Source organism: Ligilactobacillus ruminis DSM 20403 = NBRC 102161, from assembly GCF_900113455.1.
In the GTDB taxonomy this organism is placed as follows: domain Bacteria; phylum Bacillota; class Bacilli; order Lactobacillales; family Lactobacillaceae; genus Ligilactobacillus; species Ligilactobacillus ruminis.
In genome coordinates this window covers 1-16709 of record NZ_FOPI01000006.1, presented here as the reverse complement: position 1 = coordinate 16709, position 16709 = coordinate 1, and the positions used below count along the sequence as shown (strand labels likewise).

The window sequence follows — 16709 nt, the reverse complement described above, 5'->3', positions numbered from 1 at the left end:
CCTTTTCCTAAAAGTCTAAGCCGTTTTCGCGCGCAGCTTCAGCCAAAGCTTGCACACGACCATGATAAAGGTATCCGCCACGGTCAAATACAACTTCTTTGATACCCTTGTCTGCAGCACGCTTAGCAACTACAGCACCAACTGAAGCAGCTTGTTCAGTCTTTGTGCTGCCGCTAACTTCACTGTCTAAAGTAGAGGCACTAACTAGCGTCACACCCGCTACGTCATCAATAACTTGAGCGTAGATGTTTTTGTTTGAACGATAAACATTTAAGCGTGGGCACTCAGCAGTACCAGAGATTTTACCACGGACACGCGTATGACGTTTTTGACGTGTCTTATTCTTGTCTGGTTTTGAAATCACAATTTTCACCTCTTAATTAAAATTAAAACAGCATCATGCTGCAAGATTATTTACCAGTCTTACCTTCCTTACGACGAACAAATTCGCCAACGTAACGAATACCTTTGCCCTTGTAAGGTTCTGGTGCACGAGTTGCACGAATGCGAGCTGCACAATCGCCAACTTCTTCCTTATTGATACCGGAAACGATAATTGAAGTTGCAGATGGTGTTTCATAAGTAATGCCATCTTCTTCTTCAAATTCTACAGGGTGAGAATAGCCAACGTTCAAAACGAGCTTCTTACCTTGCATTTGTGCACGGTAACCAACACCACGAAGTTCAAGTTCCTTCTTGAAACCTTCTGAAACGCCAACAACCATGTTGTGGAAGTTTGCACGCGTTGTACCGTGCAATGATTTAGACTTGTTGTCATCAGATGAACGTTCAAAAGTTACAACGTTGCCTTCAACGTTGATTTTGATCAAATCTGAAAATTCACGAGTTAATTCACCTTTAGGACCCTTGACAGTCACAACGTTGCCGTCTTGCTTGACTTCAACTCCTGCAGGCAATTCAACTGCTTTATAACCAATACGACTCACGGAATGGACACCTCCTTGCGGTTAATTTATATTACCAAACGTAAGCAATTACTTCGCCGCCAATTTTCTTAGCGCGTGCATCTTTGTCTGTCATGACACCTTCAGATGTTGACAGGATAGCGATGCCCAAGCCGTTAAGAACCTTAGGAACAGCGTCTGCTTTAACGTATGAACGCAAGCCTGGCTTAGAGATACGACGAAGGCCAGAAATTACGCGTTCGTTATTTTTACCATATTTCAAGAATACGCGGATGATGCCTTGCTTGTCATCATCGATGTATTCAACATCACGGATAAATCCTTCATTCTTAAGGATTTCAGCGATGTCACGTTTCATCTTTGAAGCAGGAACTTCTACGGATTCGTGCTTTACCATGTTGGCATTGCGAATACGTGTCAAGAAGTCTGCAATTGGATCAGTCATTGCCATGTTGTTTGCCTCCTTTTATAGAATATTTGGATTACCAGCTAGCCTTTTTCATGCCAGGGATTTGACCCTTGTGGGCAAGGTCGCGCAGGCAAACACGGCATAACTTAAATTTACGATATACAGAATGTGGACGACCACAGCGTTCGCAACGTGTGTAAGCTTGTGTCGAGAACTTGGCTGGTCGATGATTTCTTACAACTTGTGACTTTTTAGCCAATGTAATACCCCCTTATTTAGCGAATGGCATTCCGAGTTGTGTCAAAAGTTCGCGTGATTCTTCATCAGTGTTGGCTGTCGTAACGATAACGATATCCAAACCGCGTACTTTATTAACATTATCAAAATCAATTTCAGGGAAGATCAATTGTTCACGTACACCCAATGTGTAGTTGCCGCGACCGTCAAAGGCGCGCTTGCTTACACCGTGGAAATCACGCACACGTGGCAATGAAACTGAAACCAACTTGTCTAAGAATTCGTACATACGTTGGCCGCGAAGCGTAACTTTGGCACCGATGGCCATGCCTTCGCGAAGACGGAAACCAGCGATAGACTTCTTAGCACGTGTAATTACAGGCTTTTGACCAGCAATCAGTGTAAGTTCTTCGACAGCTTCATCCAAATTCTTAGCGTTTGCTACAGCATCACCAACACCCATATTGATAACGATCTTATCAACCTTTGGGGCTTGCATGATTGATGTGTAATTGAATTTTTCCATCATTGATGGAACGATTTCTTTATCATATTTTTCTTTTAAACGATTGACCATGAAGAATAGTTCCTCCTTTCTCGACTAATTAGTCTTCTTTATATTCGATAGCATTTCCGGATTTCTTGGAAACACGAACTTTCTTGCCATCAACAACCTTGAAGCCAACACGTGTTGGTTCGTTTGTAGATGGGTCAATGAGCATAACGTTAGAAACATGAATTGGTGCTTCAAATTCAACGATACCGCCATTTGGGTTTGCGTTGTTTGGCTTTTGATGTTTCTTAACGACGTTTACGCCTTTAACGACCACGCGATCCTTGGCAGGCAATACGCGTAATACAACGCCTTCCTTGCCCTTGTCCTTACCGGCGATCACTTTAACTTTGTCATTGCTTTTGATGAACATTCTGCTTGCGCACCTCCTTGCCTGATATACGGTTATTACAATACTTCAGGTGCTAAGGAAACAATCTTCATGAAGTTTCCGTCACGTAATTCACGAGCAACCGGCCCGAAAATACGTGTACCCTTAGGTGACTTATCATCACCGATGATTACAGCGGCATTTTCATCAAACTTGATGTAAGAACCGTCTGCACGGTGTGCACCAGACTTTGTACGAACAACAACAGCCTTGACAACATCGCCTTTTTTGACAACGCCACCTGGTGTTGCTTGTTTAACAGTAGCAACAATAATGTCACCGATATTTGCAGTCTTCACACGAGAACCGCCCAAGATCTTGATAACCAAGATTTCACGAGCACCTGAATTATCAGCGACTTTCAAACGACTTTCTTGTTGGATCACAGTATGTGACCTCCTTTCGCTATTAGATAGATCAGAATACGAATGTTAAGTTGATTATCAGATTAGATAATAACTGCTTTTTCAACGATTTCTAATAAACGGAAACGTTTTGTAGCTGACAATGGGCGTGTTTCCATAATCTTGACGATGTCGCCAACTTTTGCTTCGTTGTTTTCGTCATGTGCCTTGTACTTCTTGGAATACTTGACACGCTTGCCGTAAACTTTGTGGTTAACATAAGTTTCAACAACAACTGTGATTGTTTTATCCATCTTGTCAGAAACGACACGTCCTTGATAGACTTTGCGTTGGTTACGACCTTCACTCATGCGCGATTAGCCTCCTTCTTCGTATTCTTACTTGTTTAATTCTTTTTGACGCAATACTGTCTTGATGCGTGCAATCGACTTGCGAACTTCCTTTAAGCGAGCCGTATTTTCTAATTGACCGGTAGCTAATTGGAAACGCAGGTTGAATAATTCTTCTTTGAATTGCTTTTCTTTTTCAAGCATTTCAGCAGTGGTTAATTCATTAAGTTCATTAATCTTCATTTGATTCGCCACCTACCTCACGTTTTACAAACTTTGTCTTGACTGGGAGTTTGTGTGATGCCAAACGCAATGCTTCACGGGCAATTTCTTCAGAAACGCCGCCGATTTCAAACATAACCTTGCCGCGCTTAACTGGAGCTACCCAACCTTCTGGAGCACCTTTCCCAGAACCCATACGAACACCGATAGCCTTAGCTGTGTAAGACTTGTGAGGGAAAATCTTAATCCAAACTTTCCCACCACGCTTCATATAACGAGTCATTGCAATACGAGCAGCTTCGATTTGACGGTTTGTGATCCAATGTGAATCAAGAGCCTGCAAACCAAATTCGCCGAAAACAACTTCCTTGCCGCCTTTAGCTTCACCACGCATCTTACCGCGGAATTCACGACGGTGCTTTACACGTTTTGGTACTAACATAGATTATTTCCCTCCTTTGCTGTTATCTTTCTTTTCTGGCAAAACTTCGCCACGGTAGATCCATACCTTAACGCCCAATTGGCCGTATGTCGTGCGAGCTTCAACCCATGCATAGTCGATATCAGCACGCAATGTGTGCAATGGAACGGTACCTTCTGAGAAATGTTCGACACGAGACATGTCAGCACCGTTCAAACGACCGGCAACTTGGACCTTGATGCCTTGTGCGCCAGCACGCATCGTACGTTGGATAGCTTGCTTCATGGCACGACGGAAAGCAACACGGTTTTCCAATTGTTGCGCAATGCTTTCGCCAACAAGCTTAGCATCCAAATCAGGCTTCTTGATTTCCACAATGTTGATGTGTACTCGCTTGCCTGTCAAATTGTTCAATTCTTTACGAAGCTTTTCTACTTCAGAACCGCCTTTACCGATTACCATACCTGGCTTGGCTGTATGGATTGAAACGTTAACGCGCTTTGCTGCACGTTCAATTTCAACGGTAGAGACAGAAGCGTCGGCTAACTTCTTTTCAATGTATTTGCGGATGTGCAAATCTTCGTGAAGGTTTGATGCAAAGTCTTTTTCAGCGTACCATTTTGCATCCCAGTCACGAATGATACCAACACGTAACCCTGTAGGATTAATTTTTTGACCCACGCGTTATCCCTCCTTATTTAACAGATACAACAACTGTGATGTGGCTTGTGCGCTTGTTGATTGGAGAAGCAGAACCCTTAGCACGAGGACGGAAACGCTTCAATGTTGGTCCTTCGTTTGCATAAGCTTCGCTTACATACAAATCTTCAACATCCAAATCAAAGTTGTTTTCTGCGTTCGCAATTGCAGATTTCAATACTTTTTCAACTAAGAAAGCACCGGATCTTGGTGTGAACTTCAAGATGCCCAATGCTTCAGCAACACTCTTACCGCGAATAAGATCGATCACAAGACGTGCTTTACGTGCAGGGATTCGAACTGTCTTGGCAGTTGCTTTTGCTGATGTTACTTGTTCAGCCATTTTTTATCCTCCCTTGATTACTTGCCTGTCTTCTTATCGTCTGCTGCATGGCCGTGGAACGTACGGGTTGGAACGAATTCACCCAATTTATGTCCTACCATATCTTCTTGAATGTAAACTGGAACATGCTTACGTCCATCATACACAGCAATTGTGTAGCCAATGAAGCTAGGGAAGATCGTGGAACGACGTGACCATGTCTTGATAACTGACTTCTTTTCTTGATCAGCTTGTGCTTCAACCTTCTTCATCAAATGTTCATCGACGAAAGGTCCTTTTTTCAAACTACGACTCAAAGTATGTCCTCCTTTCGGAACATTAACCGCCTTTATGCGGCATGGAGATTATTTCTTGTTGCGACCGCGAACGATCAACTTGTTAGAACGAGCTTTCTTGGAACGAGTCTTGTTGCCGGCTGTCTTCTTGCCCCATGGAGACATAGGAGATGGACGACCAACAGGAGCTTTACCTTCACCACCACCGTGTGGGTGATCGTTAGGGTTCATTACGGAACCGCGAGATTGTGGACGCTTGCCCATCCAACGGGAACGACCAGCTTTACCGATATTGATCAATTCGTGTTGTTCATTGCCAACAGCACCGATCGTTGCACGGCATGTTACGAGGATCATACGAACTTCGCCGGATGTAAGACGAACGATTGCGTACTTGCCTTCCTTACCAAGCAATTGTGCTGACGTACCGGCTGAACGAACCAATTGACCGCCCTTGCCAGGCTTAAGTTCGATGTTGTGAATAACGGTACCGACAGGGATGTTTGCCAATGGCAAAGCATTACCTACCTTGATATCAGCTTCTGTACCGGATTGGATTTCTTGGCCAACTTTAAGGCCCTTAGGTGCAAGGATGTATGATTTAACACCATCAGCGTAAACAACCAATGCAATGTTAGCTGAACGGTTTGGATCATATTCGATTGCTTTAACTGTTGCAGGAACATCATCTTTAATACGCTTGAAGTCGATCAAACGATATTGACGCTTATGGCCACCGCCACGGTGACGCACTGTGATATGACCGTAAGAGTTACGACCTGCAGTCTTGCTCTTCTTGGCAAGCAATGACTTTTCTGGCGTAGTCTTTGTGATTTCAGCGAAATCTGAACCAGTCATGTTGCGACGACCGTTAGAGGTTGGTTTGAATTTCTTGATTCCCACTATATTTCCCTCCTATTAATTATTTTATTCTTCGTCGAATAATTTGATTTCATTTGATTCGGCAGTCAAAGTAACGATAGCCTTACGACGCTTCTTTGTGTAGCCTTCGTAGCGACCCATGCGCTTCTTTTTGCCTTTAACGTTCATAACGTTGATCTTAGCAACTTTAACGTCAAAGATGTCTTCAACAGCAGCTTTGACTTGCGTCTTCGTTGCGCGTGTATCAACGTCAAACGTGTAACGCTTGTTGTCCAATTCAGACATTGATGCTTCTGTGATAACTGGACGTAAAATTACATCACGTGATTCCATTATGCAAGAACCTCCTCTACTTGAGAAAGAGCTCCCTTTGTGATGACCAACTTGTCGTTGTTAACAACATCCAATACGTTCAAGCCCTTAGCTGGGATAACTGTAACGTTGGCCAAGTTGCGAGCAGCCAATGCAGCTGTCTTGTTGTCATCTTCAAGAACTACTAAAACTTTGGATTTAACGTCTAAGTTGTTCAAAACTTCTGCAAAAGCCTTTGTCTTTGGTGCTTCAAATGTCAAAGCATCAACAACAACCAAGCTGTTGTCCAAGACCTTTTGAGAAAGGACGGACTTGATTGCCAAACGACGAACCTTGCGTGGAAGCTTGTATGCGTATGAGCGTGGTGTAGGACCGAAAACAGTACCACCACCAACCCATTGTGGTGAACGGATGGAGCCTTGACGAGCACGACCTGTACCCTTTTGACGCCATGGCTTCTTGCCACCGCCGCGAACAGCGCTTCTGTTCTTGACAGCGTGTGTGCCTTGACGCAATGATGCGCGTTGCATGATAACTGCGTCGAAGACAACATTGTTATTTGGTTCGATACCGAAAACTGCATCGTTCAATTGAACGTCACCGTTTTGTGTACCATCTTGCTTAAATAATGCTACTGTAGGCATGTGTATTTTTCCTCCCTTCCTCTAATTATTTAACCGTACTCTTGATTGTAACGTATGACTTGTTTGCGCCAGGAACGTTACCCTTGATCAAAAGAACGCCATTTTCCGTATCAGCTTTAACGATGTCCAAGTTTTGGATCGTAACTCTCTTGCCACCCATACGTCCTGGTAACATCTTACCTTTCATAACACGGTTAATGATAACACCCATTGAACCGGGACGACGATGGTAACGAGAACCGTGAGCCATAGGTCCACGACTTTGTCCCCAACGTTTGATGTTGCCTTGGAAACCATGTCCTTTGGACGTACCTGTTACGTCTACGATGTCGCCTGCTTCGAAGAGATCTGCCTTAACTTCGTCACCGACTTTGTAATCTCCCTGCACATCGCGGATTTCACGAACGAAGCGCTTAGGAGCAGTTTTTGCTTTATCTGCATGACCTTTAGCAGGTTTGTTGACGTTCACTGCGCGTTGATCGTCGAAGCCCAATTGGATTGCGTTGTAGCCGTCGTTTTCGACCGTCTTGACTTGCAATACCACGTTTGTACCAACTTCAACAACCGTTACAGGAACTAATTCACCATTTTCAGTGAAGACTTGCGTCATACCTACTTTTTTTCCTAAGATTCCTTTAGTGGTCATGAGTACACCTCCAATTATTTGAATTTATATATTATAATTTGATTTCGATATCTACGCCTGATGGCAAGTCGAGCTTCATCAATGAGTCAACTGTCTTTGGCGTTGGATTTACGATATCGATCAAACGCTTGTGTGTGCGCATTTCGAATTGTTCACGAGAATCTTTGTGCTTGTGTGGTGAACGGATAACCGTATATAATGTGCGTTCCGTTGGCAACGGAATAGGACCGGAAATTTGAGCACCTGTTCTCTTTGCTGTTTCAACAATCTTATCAGCAGATTGATCTAAAATGCGATGTTCGTATGCCTTCAAACGAATACGAATCTTTTGTTTTGCCATTGTGTTACCTCCCTCGTCTATTTTAAAAACAAGACTAGCTCCGTGAAAATTACCGCCACACCTGTGGCAAAGCGGCCGGGTGTGTCGCAACCTTTCACATCATAGCTCATTTCAAAAGTTAAACAACTAAATTTGCACCTGTCCCTTGCACAGGTACCTTTTTATGGTATTACAAACAAAACTGAAAAGCAAGCAAAAATTCTATTTTTCATAAACTTTTTTTACGCATGGACTCTTGATCAAATTAAACGTATAATATAGGAAAAAAGCTGCGAGGTATTTCAATGAAAGCTTTACTTGTCATCGACTACACTAACGACTTCATTGCCCCAAACGGTGCATTGACTTGCGGAGATCCAGGGAGAAAAATCGACGACCGCATCAAAGAACTTGCGGACTCTTTTTTAAAGAACGGCGATTATGTCATCTTCCCGACGGACACTCATCAAAAAAACGACCCGTACCATCCGGAAACAAAACTGTTCCCGCCACATAACATCAAGGGCACGAGCGGTCATGACCTTTATGGAAAAACGGCCGAGTGGTTCAATGCCCACAAGGATTCGGATTTTGTCTATCAATTTGATAAAAATCGCTATTCCAGTTTCCAAAACACTAATCTGGACAACTACTTGCGCTCGCGCGGAATCACCGAACTTTGGCTCAGCGGTGTTTGCACCGACATCTGCGTACTCCACACGGCAATTGCTGCCTACAACCTCAATTATTCTTTGACGATTCCAAAAGATGCCGTTGCAAGCTTTGATCAGACCGGTCATGAATGGGCAATGAATCATTTTAAAAACTGTCTCGGAGCAACGATCGTCTGATCTGCCAAATACAGTGCTCAGCCTTCTTTCTACACATATAGAAAAGATTATGCAAAACAAACAGGCAGGAAAAAACTCTGTCTCAAATTGAAAAACCGGATGATTTGCAATTGATTGCAAATCTGATCCGGTTTTTTGTGTATGCATGACAATCGCCTTCCATGATGGAAATAACCCAAAATAGTTTGGCGATAAATTTGACTGAGAGCTTGGCATGCTGATTTATCAGGTGCTGCATTTGGCAAAAGACCTGCCGTTTACGGACACACCGATGAAAATGGGCCTTCTGTCCGTAAATGGCCTGCTCCAAAAATGGCACTTCGTCCGTAAATTTGCATGAGATTTTGACCAGATTGGTTGAGCAGCACTGTATTTAAAAAAGCCGGACATAGTACAGCCTTCGTTCAGTACGTTTAATTCAAGAGAGAATCGGGACTTTTTTCCCAGCCTCTTTTTAGCAATACTGATTTTTGGGGTTGGTCATCGTATTTTTTGATTTTTCATAGTAAAAGGCAAAACGTTGTTGAATCGCTTCCTTTTTTATTTCGTTTTTGATGCCCAACGTTTCACAAGTTGAAATTACGTCTTCTTTGGTACATCCAAGTTCTCCGTGAAGGATGTTGAATAAAGCCTCATCAACGATTTTGACCGATTTCAATCTTTTCTTCAGCGTTCGCAGGCACTGTCTTTTGTTTTTAACGAATTTTTTCTCACGTTCGCTGAGATAATCACGACAGTTTCCGTCAACGACTCCGTTTTGACAAAAAACGGTCATCATCTGTTCAAAGTCGATTTTCTTTGTCAGACATTCTTGGAAGAGTTCTTTTTCAAGTCGTTTGAGCGTGTACCCCTGCTTATTGTTGCTCTCAAAAACAAGCCTTCGTAAATGATCAATCGCATTCAGATTGCCTAAGACAAAGTTAAACGTCCTTTTGTCATCAATAATCTTTATGAAAAATTCATCTCTGCATTTTCCATAAATCTTCAAATCATAAAGGAAATCACCATCATCCATGATCATTTTGATTCTTTCAGGATAAATCACGCTGTCAAGCTGAAAGTTTTTCTTTTGATAATTGACCAAAACGAAGTTCGCAACGGTAACCACGCCGCCCTTATAAGCATAAATCACCTTGATATAGTAATGAATCCCGTCAAAAGGAAGCTTGCAGACAAGTCTGTTTTTATCAATGACGATCGTTTTTTCTTCAGGAATCTGATTGTCGCCAAATAATGCGACCACGCTTGCGTCATCCGGAATAATATAGTAGACGTCAGTTTCATTAAGTCCTAATTCGTCAATCAAAAAACCATTTACGCAATTTTTCAATTCACCCAAGCTGTCGGAAAACGAAAAATCATGGATGCTGACCAGCTTCTGCAAAGGCGTCGACAAGGGATTGACCAAATTTTGCGGGAAAACGTTGCGAAAACAATCCTGAACCTTAAATCCTTTAAAGCGCTTTTCTTCAAGATAGTTATCTTCCAAATCTTCAAATGGAGAAAATGTAAACAAGTGATTATCGTTTCTTATCAAAGGACTGGGGGCCAATTCAACGTATCCTTGATTGATGCACCACTTTTCAAACGATTCGTTAAACAAATCTATGCCTCCTCAATCATTTTGCCAATTCTTTCTGATATTTGATAGATGCTTTCAATATCGTCTTCTGCAAACATGATTAAACACAACAGATCAGAATTTCCAGTTGCGCCTTTCTTTGATGAGCTTCCGTACTGGATGCACTTGAATCTTGCTCCAAGCAGTTTTCCCATGTTTTCGGGAATTGCCGTATGGTTGGCATATATTCCGACAACTGCTGCGGCTTGCTTTGGCTGCGGGATTTGCTTCATTTTCAAATATTGTTTTCCTTTTTTCAACTCCCAGTAGGTTTTGCGATAGTCCTGGCCAAAAGCTAGTTCCACTATTTCCGGAATATGCCATCCACCAAAGCGCGCTCCGACTTCACAAAACGTCAGCGCATCCGTGACGGAATTATAGAACCATTCCATATGAAACGCAATCGTCCCCTTACCGTTGGTCAATATTTTTAAAACTTCTGCAGTATCTTCTTTCAATCTTGATATTAATGAAGGGTTTTTCCAATAATTCTCATTCGTGTGGATTATCGTGTATCTTTCAATATCGCAATTTGAAACCTTGTTCGAATATTGATTGGAGAAGAATTGAATCAATTCGTTCTGATAAAAAACGCCGTCACAAGTAAACATTACATCATAATCAACCGCTTCTTCCAAAATAAGCTCGTCATCCGCCGCAAGATTTGCCCTTGTCCGTTCAAACTCAAACTGATTCGTATAAAAATCGACCCCAAGCGACGCCTCTGCTCTTCTCGGCTTGATTACGCCCTTTTCCGGAACTTTTTCAGCTGAAATTCCCGGTGTCATCGCAACAAAATCAGGTTGCTCGATTTTTCCTTGAAGCACGGAACGCATATAATATTTGTCCTTAAACAATGCCAAAGTCGGCTTGTTTTTTTCGCCAAAAAAATAATCATTGATTACGTCGATCCATTCAATATCATTTTCCTTGAGCGTAAAAACTTCATCAAAATCCGAAAACTTTTCAACCAGATCTTGGACAATCCTGAAAACGTGTTTGAAATCTATGCTTTCTGCAATTTCGATCTTTTCTTTCAAAAAACCTAGTTTCAAGTACCTCTCAAAAGAATTGGCCGTCGTGATGACATATCCGTCAAAATCAGGATCAAACCCGATTGTAGTCGGTGAATATGGATAAACAAATATTTTCACTTTTTCTCTTCCTCTTCATAAGCACTGCTAAAATCAACCCACTCGTTGATTTTCCTTAACTCTTGCAAAATTCCATCAGTTGTTTTACCAAATACGGAGACGGCAGCAATCGCGTCAACGCTTGAATGTCCGTAATCGTATTTTCTGCCCGTACGTCCATAAATATAGTAATCATATACATTTTTTGAAGGCACGTCAAACAACGATTGCGGCGGAAGCTTTGTCAGCACCCCTTTTCCCGGTGCCGTTAAAACAAAACCGCAGCGTCTTTTCGAAAGTTTTCCATCAATTTCTTTCAATAATTCATTTGAAGAATCATGACCCGTCATGTGTTCCAACAAAATTTTGTCAGGATCGATTCCTAAATTGTACACGAACTCTTGATTGATCCTTCCACCGCCGATTCTTGATCCGACTTCAAGAAAAGTTGCTTTTTTCCCATCATGAAATGCTTCCAAATGGACGATTGTGCTTTGGGGCGTTGGCATCGCACGCAAAACGTCTTCAGTCAGTTTTTTCAAATCCAAGGCGATTTTTGATGTCTGCTCAATCTGAATGCTTGCAATCGATTTTTGATCCTGATAACAGAGCGGAGTATTGAAGTACTTTGAAACAACCGAATATTTGATTTCATTATCCAAAACCAACGCGTCAATGTGGTAGACATCGCCTTCGACAAAGGTTTGCGCGATATAATTCGAAAGGTCGGCCTTACTGGTCAAATCACCTAAGTCATCAGTTTTTTTGATTACGAACGTATCTACCGATCCGGCTCCAAAACGCGGTTTTAAAACCACTGGAAATTTATCTTCCAGTTTCAAAACGTCCTCGATTCCTTCAACTTTAAACGTCTGCGGAACGTTTAGCGACAATTCGCTCGAACAAAGCGTTTCATACATTGTCCATTTATCTCGAAAAGCTTTTGCGCTTTTAACGCTCTGACCATTGATTCCCAATTCTTCACGCAACCGAGCTGCAGGCAGAATCATCTCTTCCGTGTATGCGAAAACAACGTCAATCTTATTTTCGCGATTGATTTTAAGCCCGTTCCAAATAACGTTGTCATCAGTAAATGCTTCAATTGACTTCACTTGGCAAAATTCATCCTGATTATTCAATTTCAGCATCTTATTCATGTTGTTTTCATATTTTGTTTGAGTCAGAATCGTAACCCGCTCGCTTTTGAGTCCGTCCAACCAGCCACAAAGATTCATATATCCTTCTCTTAGCGGTGAAATTATTAAAACATGCATTGTATATCCCCCTACTCTATATTTCTTATGATGATTCTTTTTTTCATTATGATCCAAAGAAGATTCATGCTTGATAGTCCAAGCGCGACAACTACCAATAACCACTTCCATGAAAAATTAAGCAGATGCCCAAACAAAAATGATGCAATCGGCAAAGCCAGATTGGCAATCAGATACGTCGTCGAAAACGTTTTACCGATATATTTTTGTTCAACGTGCGTTTGGATCAAACTTTGAAGTGCAATATTATACCTTGTTATGATTGCGGCCAAAAAGAACATTGCCAAAATGAGCGATGGAGCTGAAATGGCAAACAACATCGCCATAAGCAACCCGCACGAAATGACCAAGCCGAGTCGTTCAACCCTTAGCGAAGTATCCAGCTTGATTTTCTTGATCGACAAAGCACCGATTATGCCTCCAACAGCCTGACATGAAATTGCAACACCGTAAACGGAAGCATTATGCAAGATTTTGGTCGTAAAATAAGGCAGCCAAACATTGATTCCCGACAGGAAAAAATTAAGAATGAAGCCTGACAAGGCCATAAACAACAACGGTCCGCTGTTGTTAATCAATTTTATGGTTCCGAGATACCCGTTCGAGTTTCCGGCCGTTTTTACACCATCGGCTTTCCGCAAACCAACCATCAACAAGGAACACAAAACAAACGATAATCCGTTTAAAAGCAACGCTCCTTCCAAGCCGATAATCTTTTTTGCAAAAAGCCACGTTGCTGCTGGCGGAATCAAAACCGTACAAAGCTGAGATGCAAAAGTTATGCTTCGATTGAATGCAACTATTCGTGTCTTCTCAACGCTGATTGACGTGATGGTTTTAAAAAGCGGCGAACTGAGATAGCTGCCGATGTTCAAAAGAAATACCAGCAAATAGACTGTCAGCGGTTTTCCAATCAGCTGTTTCTGCTCTAAAAATGCAATGCCGCATACCAAAGAAGATACTGCATTTATCATAATCAAAACCCGCAGCCTACATGAACTGTCCGCTAAGTATCCGCCAATAAATGAACAAATCGCTGCGGCAAGCGTCGTGAATGCCATTGTATTCCCCAATATTTTGGCTGAACCAAATATCTGGACGACCCACAAATCAATCACTGCATTAAAAAATAATGTCCCGGCCGTCGAAATTGTTTTCGACGACAGTAATGCTTTTTCCACCATATCACCTTCAATAAATAGAAATTATTCTCGAAAAGTCACAATTATTTCGTTAATGTGAAATGATTGTGTTGACTTTATCTTTGGCAGTGTTAAAATATCATTTGTATTAATCACGCACTCACAATTATATCATTTTCATCTTATTATTCAAGTTAAAAAGAGGTTTATTATGAAAATAAAATTAATTAAAAATAATTCTATAGTAGATGAACGTGAGAAACAGATACGAATAGAGGGAGATAAAATATCTTCCGTACATATTCTATTGCAATCTCTTTTCGTAACAAATAGAAGAATTCGTATAAAGAACATCCCTTTTTGCCTAGACTTTTTTCGTATTGTAAACTTTATAGAAAAAAATAACATAGGTAAAATTCATATTGACAAAGAAGATAGGTCTCTAGAAATTATATCTCTAAAATCAATAAAAGATCTTTCGCCATTAAATAAAGTAAGTAGAGCAAGTATTGGTATGATCTCTAGTTTAGTACTCAGAAATGGTTTCCTTGAATTTTGCAAGCCAGGAGGATGCACCTTTTCCGAAAGGCCAATTGACGCACACCTTAATTTGTTGAAAGAAATAGCCACTTTGGAATATTCTGCAAGCAATAACTACTATATAGCCAATAGACTGTCAACGTTGCCACCAAAAATTAATTGTAATTGTTATACAGGTTGCACATCAAGTATAGGTGTATTCTTTAATTCCTTACTAATGGCATACTCATATCCTGGTGAAATTAGTATCTATGGATTTCCAAAAGAAAGTTCTGTTAAAGAAATGCTATCTTTTCTTTCCTTATCAACAAATAGGACATACTATGTTAAGCATAATCACATTATTATTAGGAAGGTTGATAAGATAATTTTCAAGAACTGCGAATATTCCTTGTGTCCCGATACAACAATGGCGATGTCCTATATTTTGTTAAACTACAATATATTAGACACTCTATCTCTCAAAGGGATAACTACAAATTGCTTTATTAATTCTCAAATTGAATTTCTGAAAAAAATTGGTATCAAATTGATTGATGACCAAAGAAGCGTTAAATTAATCAAAAAAGATATTGATATAATTGAACATCCACTAGTTGTCCGCTTTGGTCAATATCCAGATATGATAACCGATTTAAACCCTATAATCACTAGTTTCTTAGCTACGAAAAATATTGAAAGCTTGATAGTTGATTATACCTATAGCGAACGGTATTCTCATATTCCGCCTTTAAATAGTATGGGTATAAGTCTTGATATACTAAATAAAGGTATAGTGGGCCATACTAATAATAAGAATTGTATTGAAATAAAAGAAAATAAAATACAAGCTCCTGACATACGTGCAGGTATGGCTATAATTTTATCATTTATGTTAAATAGCAGTTATAAAGAAATTATCATTGAAAATTTTGAACAAATCCTTAGAGGATACGGTAATGTTTTAACAATGTTAAACAAGGTAGGTGTTAAATTTGAAAAATGCATATAGAGATAATGGGATATTTTTCTATACAGACAATGATTTACAATCTTTTTGGTCAAACAATAAATTGTCTAAATTAGGAAAAATTAATATCACTTTCATAGGCGCATGTACAACCCGCAACACGCACAGATATATATCCATGTATGCAGATAAGTCCAAAATATTATCTAGAGACCCATGGGAAAATCTCTTCAATCCTCCTGTAATATTAAACGAGTTGAAGAGGATTTGTTTAAACTCTTCTGATAAGGAGTACTTATACTTCGATGGTGAAAGTTATACCGATGAATTGCGACCATGGATAAAATCTAACGACATTGAAACATGCATTTCACTTAATAACAAATACAATACAGCGCTCAGAAAAATAATATCAGAAACAAATATTTTGTATTGTAATTTAGGATCTGCAGAAATATGGAAGATAGATGATCATGTTTTCAATAAGATACCTCTTCATAATATTAAAAATATGAATATTACCAGTCAATTTCTTAGCACACAAGAAATTGAAGATATATTGCATAGTATTGTAAGATATTTAACATTGATTAATCCAGAAATTAATATATTGTTTTCAATACCTTTTTTAGAGCATAAAGCGAGTGCTATACGAGAAAATTTAAATATAACTACGTTCAAAAGTACTGTTGCTATATATAAAGCCATCAGTAACTCATTTCCCGATAGTTACTATCCAGAGTATGAATTATCACAGTACGTAGTCGGAAAGATCAAAGACGGATTACAGATTGACGGAAGACATTTCACAGCAACAGCTGTTTCTATATTAGCTAAAAATTTACTTACTTCATTGCAAATTCCCATTTGTGGTACTAAAAATAGTTTCTGGGTTCCTAAGGTAGATAAATTTGGAAAAATGTAAGCGGTCGTTAAAACAGCGGTGTGTACACAAATAGCCCGAGATAGTATTATTATCTCAGGTTATTGCTTATGCATCGTTTTTATTTTCTTATTTATGAGGTAAGATCGATGTTCCATGGGAGAAGTTGGCGGAACCTTTCAGGATCAAATACCTCAATGTTGGTAATCTCCGTTAATACTTTTCTCAAGTATTTTTCAGGATCCAACTGATTAAGTTTGGCCGTATATATCAGCGACAGCGCAACGGCATTAGCCCTTGCGCCTTCAAAAGTTGACGAAAACAGCCAGTTTTTTCTCCCCAT

At 40.4% G+C, this 16709-nt stretch carries 26 protein-coding genes; 3 read left to right on the top strand and 23 right to left on the bottom strand.

The genetic code is table 11. The features are described 5' to 3' along the window. Positions 1–7: 7 nt before the first annotated feature. The 18 genes from rplR to rpsJ form a co-directional block, all read right to left on the bottom strand. Complete coding sequence (gene rplR, locus BMZ95_RS02000) at positions 8–373, bottom strand: 50S ribosomal protein L18 (RefSeq protein ID WP_003692965.1); 366 nt, start codon at positions 371–373, stop codon at positions 8–10. 37 nt (positions 374–410) lie between these two features. Next, complete coding sequence (rplF, locus tag BMZ95_RS01995; protein WP_014072868.1) at positions 411–947, bottom strand: 50S ribosomal protein L6; 537 nt, start codon at positions 945–947, stop codon at positions 411–413. A 31-nt stretch (positions 948–978) separates the two neighbouring features. Further along, complete coding sequence (gene rpsH / locus BMZ95_RS01990; protein WP_003692961.1) at positions 979–1377, bottom strand: 30S ribosomal protein S8; 399 nt, start codon at positions 1375–1377, stop codon at positions 979–981. Between the two features lie 31 nt (positions 1378–1408). Further along, complete coding sequence (locus BMZ95_RS01985) at positions 1409–1594, bottom strand: type Z 30S ribosomal protein S14 (RefSeq protein WP_003692960.1); 186 nt, start codon at positions 1592–1594, stop codon at positions 1409–1411. Between the two features lie 12 nt (positions 1595–1606). After that, a complete protein-coding gene (rplE, locus tag BMZ95_RS01980; protein WP_003692959.1) occupies positions 1607–2149 on the bottom strand; it encodes a 50S ribosomal protein L5 in 543 nt (180 codons plus the stop codon). A 28-nt stretch (positions 2150–2177) separates the two neighbouring features. Then, entirely contained in the window at positions 2178–2498 is a 321-nt protein-coding gene (gene rplX / locus BMZ95_RS01975; protein WP_003692957.1) for a 50S ribosomal protein L24, read from the bottom strand. A gap of 35 nt (positions 2499–2533) precedes the next feature. Further along, a complete protein-coding gene (rplN, locus tag BMZ95_RS01970; RefSeq protein WP_004050293.1) occupies positions 2534–2902 on the bottom strand; it encodes a 50S ribosomal protein L14 in 369 nt (122 codons plus the stop codon). A 62-nt stretch (positions 2903–2964) separates the two neighbouring features. Then, positions 2965–3231, bottom strand: coding sequence for a 30S ribosomal protein S17 (rpsQ, locus tag BMZ95_RS01965; RefSeq protein ID WP_003692954.1), 267 nt, complete (start codon positions 3229–3231; stop codon positions 2965–2967). A 27-nt stretch (positions 3232–3258) separates the two neighbouring features. Continuing rightward, positions 3259–3453, bottom strand: a complete 195-nt coding sequence (gene rpmC / locus BMZ95_RS01960) for a 50S ribosomal protein L29 (RefSeq protein ID WP_003696805.1) — start codon at positions 3451–3453, stop codon at positions 3259–3261. Beyond that, entirely contained in the window at positions 3443–3874 is a 432-nt protein-coding gene (gene rplP, locus BMZ95_RS01955; protein WP_003692951.1) for a 50S ribosomal protein L16, read from the bottom strand. The genes rpmC and rplP overlap by 11 nt, the downstream gene beginning before the upstream one ends. 3 nt (positions 3875–3877) lie before the next feature. Further along, positions 3878–4534, bottom strand: coding sequence for a 30S ribosomal protein S3 (gene rpsC, locus BMZ95_RS01950; RefSeq protein WP_046921993.1), 657 nt, complete (start codon positions 4532–4534; stop codon positions 3878–3880). A gap of 13 nt (positions 4535–4547) precedes the next feature. After that, positions 4548–4895: a 50S ribosomal protein L22 gene (gene rplV, locus BMZ95_RS01945; protein WP_003692947.1), complete on the bottom strand. Its 348-nt coding sequence runs from the start codon at positions 4893–4895 to the stop codon at positions 4548–4550. A 17-nt stretch (positions 4896–4912) separates the two neighbouring features. Then, positions 4913–5191 carry a 30S ribosomal protein S19 gene (gene rpsS, locus BMZ95_RS01940; RefSeq protein WP_003692946.1) on the bottom strand — a complete coding sequence of 93 codons (279 nt, stop codon included), beginning with the start codon at positions 5189–5191 and terminating at the stop codon, positions 4913–4915. Between the two features lie 48 nt (positions 5192–5239). Beyond that, entirely contained in the window at positions 5240–6073 is an 834-nt protein-coding gene (rplB, locus tag BMZ95_RS01935; protein WP_003692944.1) for a 50S ribosomal protein L2, read from the bottom strand. Between the two features lie 24 nt (positions 6074–6097). Beyond that, the gene (gene rplW / locus BMZ95_RS01930; RefSeq protein WP_003692943.1) at positions 6098–6385 is read right to left on the bottom strand and encodes a 50S ribosomal protein L23; all 288 of its coding nucleotides are present in this window, start codon (positions 6383–6385) and stop codon (positions 6098–6100) included. After that, positions 6385–7008, bottom strand: a complete 624-nt coding sequence (gene rplD / locus BMZ95_RS01925; RefSeq protein WP_003692941.1) for a 50S ribosomal protein L4 — start codon at positions 7006–7008, stop codon at positions 6385–6387. The genes rplW and rplD overlap by 1 nt, the downstream gene beginning before the upstream one ends. 25 nt (positions 7009–7033) lie before the next feature. Further along, positions 7034–7654, bottom strand: a complete 621-nt coding sequence (gene rplC / locus BMZ95_RS01920) for a 50S ribosomal protein L3 (RefSeq protein WP_014072866.1) — start codon at positions 7652–7654, stop codon at positions 7034–7036. A 31-nt stretch (positions 7655–7685) separates the two neighbouring features. Beyond that, positions 7686–7994, bottom strand: coding sequence for a 30S ribosomal protein S10 (gene rpsJ / locus BMZ95_RS01915; protein ID WP_003692937.1), 309 nt, complete (start codon positions 7992–7994; stop codon positions 7686–7688). A 284-nt stretch (positions 7995–8278) separates the two neighbouring features. Here rpsJ and BMZ95_RS01910 point away from each other — a divergent pair, with 284 nt between their 5' ends. Further along, the gene (locus tag BMZ95_RS01910; protein ID WP_056990421.1) at positions 8279–8824 is read left to right on the top strand and encodes a cysteine hydrolase family protein; all 546 of its coding nucleotides are present in this window, start codon (positions 8279–8281) and stop codon (positions 8822–8824) included. Positions 8825–9278: 454 nt separating this feature from the next. On the opposite strand, the gene BMZ95_RS01905 is transcribed toward BMZ95_RS01910, so the two are convergent. From BMZ95_RS01905 to BMZ95_RS01890, 4 genes are read right to left on the bottom strand one after another with little or no spacing between them, the layout of a single operon-like run. Then, positions 9279–10427: a hypothetical protein gene (locus BMZ95_RS01905; RefSeq protein ID WP_046921991.1), complete on the bottom strand. Its 1149-nt coding sequence runs from the start codon at positions 10425–10427 to the stop codon at positions 9279–9281. Positions 10428–10429: 2 nt separating this feature from the next. Further along, positions 10430–11599, bottom strand: a complete 1170-nt coding sequence (locus BMZ95_RS01900) for an ATP-grasp domain-containing protein (protein WP_046921990.1) — start codon at positions 11597–11599, stop codon at positions 10430–10432. Next, positions 11596–12852, bottom strand: coding sequence for an ATP-grasp domain-containing protein (locus tag BMZ95_RS01895; RefSeq protein ID WP_225354877.1), 1257 nt, complete (start codon positions 12850–12852; stop codon positions 11596–11598). Before BMZ95_RS01895 ends, BMZ95_RS01900 begins: the two co-directional genes overlap by 4 nt. 11 nt (positions 12853–12863) lie before the next feature. After that, complete coding sequence (locus BMZ95_RS01890; protein ID WP_039121813.1) at positions 12864–14036, bottom strand: MFS transporter; 1173 nt, start codon at positions 14034–14036, stop codon at positions 12864–12866. Between the two features lie 169 nt (positions 14037–14205). On the opposite strand from BMZ95_RS01890, the gene BMZ95_RS01885 reads away from it, so the two are divergent. Next, positions 14206–15525, top strand: coding sequence for a hypothetical protein (locus BMZ95_RS01885; RefSeq protein WP_039121814.1), 1320 nt, complete (start codon positions 14206–14208; stop codon positions 15523–15525). Further along, positions 15509–16408, top strand: coding sequence for a GSCFA domain-containing protein (locus tag BMZ95_RS01880; RefSeq protein WP_046921988.1), 900 nt, complete (start codon positions 15509–15511; stop codon positions 16406–16408). The genes BMZ95_RS01885 and BMZ95_RS01880 overlap by 17 nt, the downstream gene beginning before the upstream one ends. A gap of 91 nt (positions 16409–16499) precedes the next feature. Here the strand turns inward: BMZ95_RS01880 and BMZ95_RS11235 are convergent. Then, on the bottom strand, positions 16500–16709 hold a 210-nt coding region (locus BMZ95_RS11235; protein WP_191981825.1), incomplete at its 5' end, for a transposase domain-containing protein.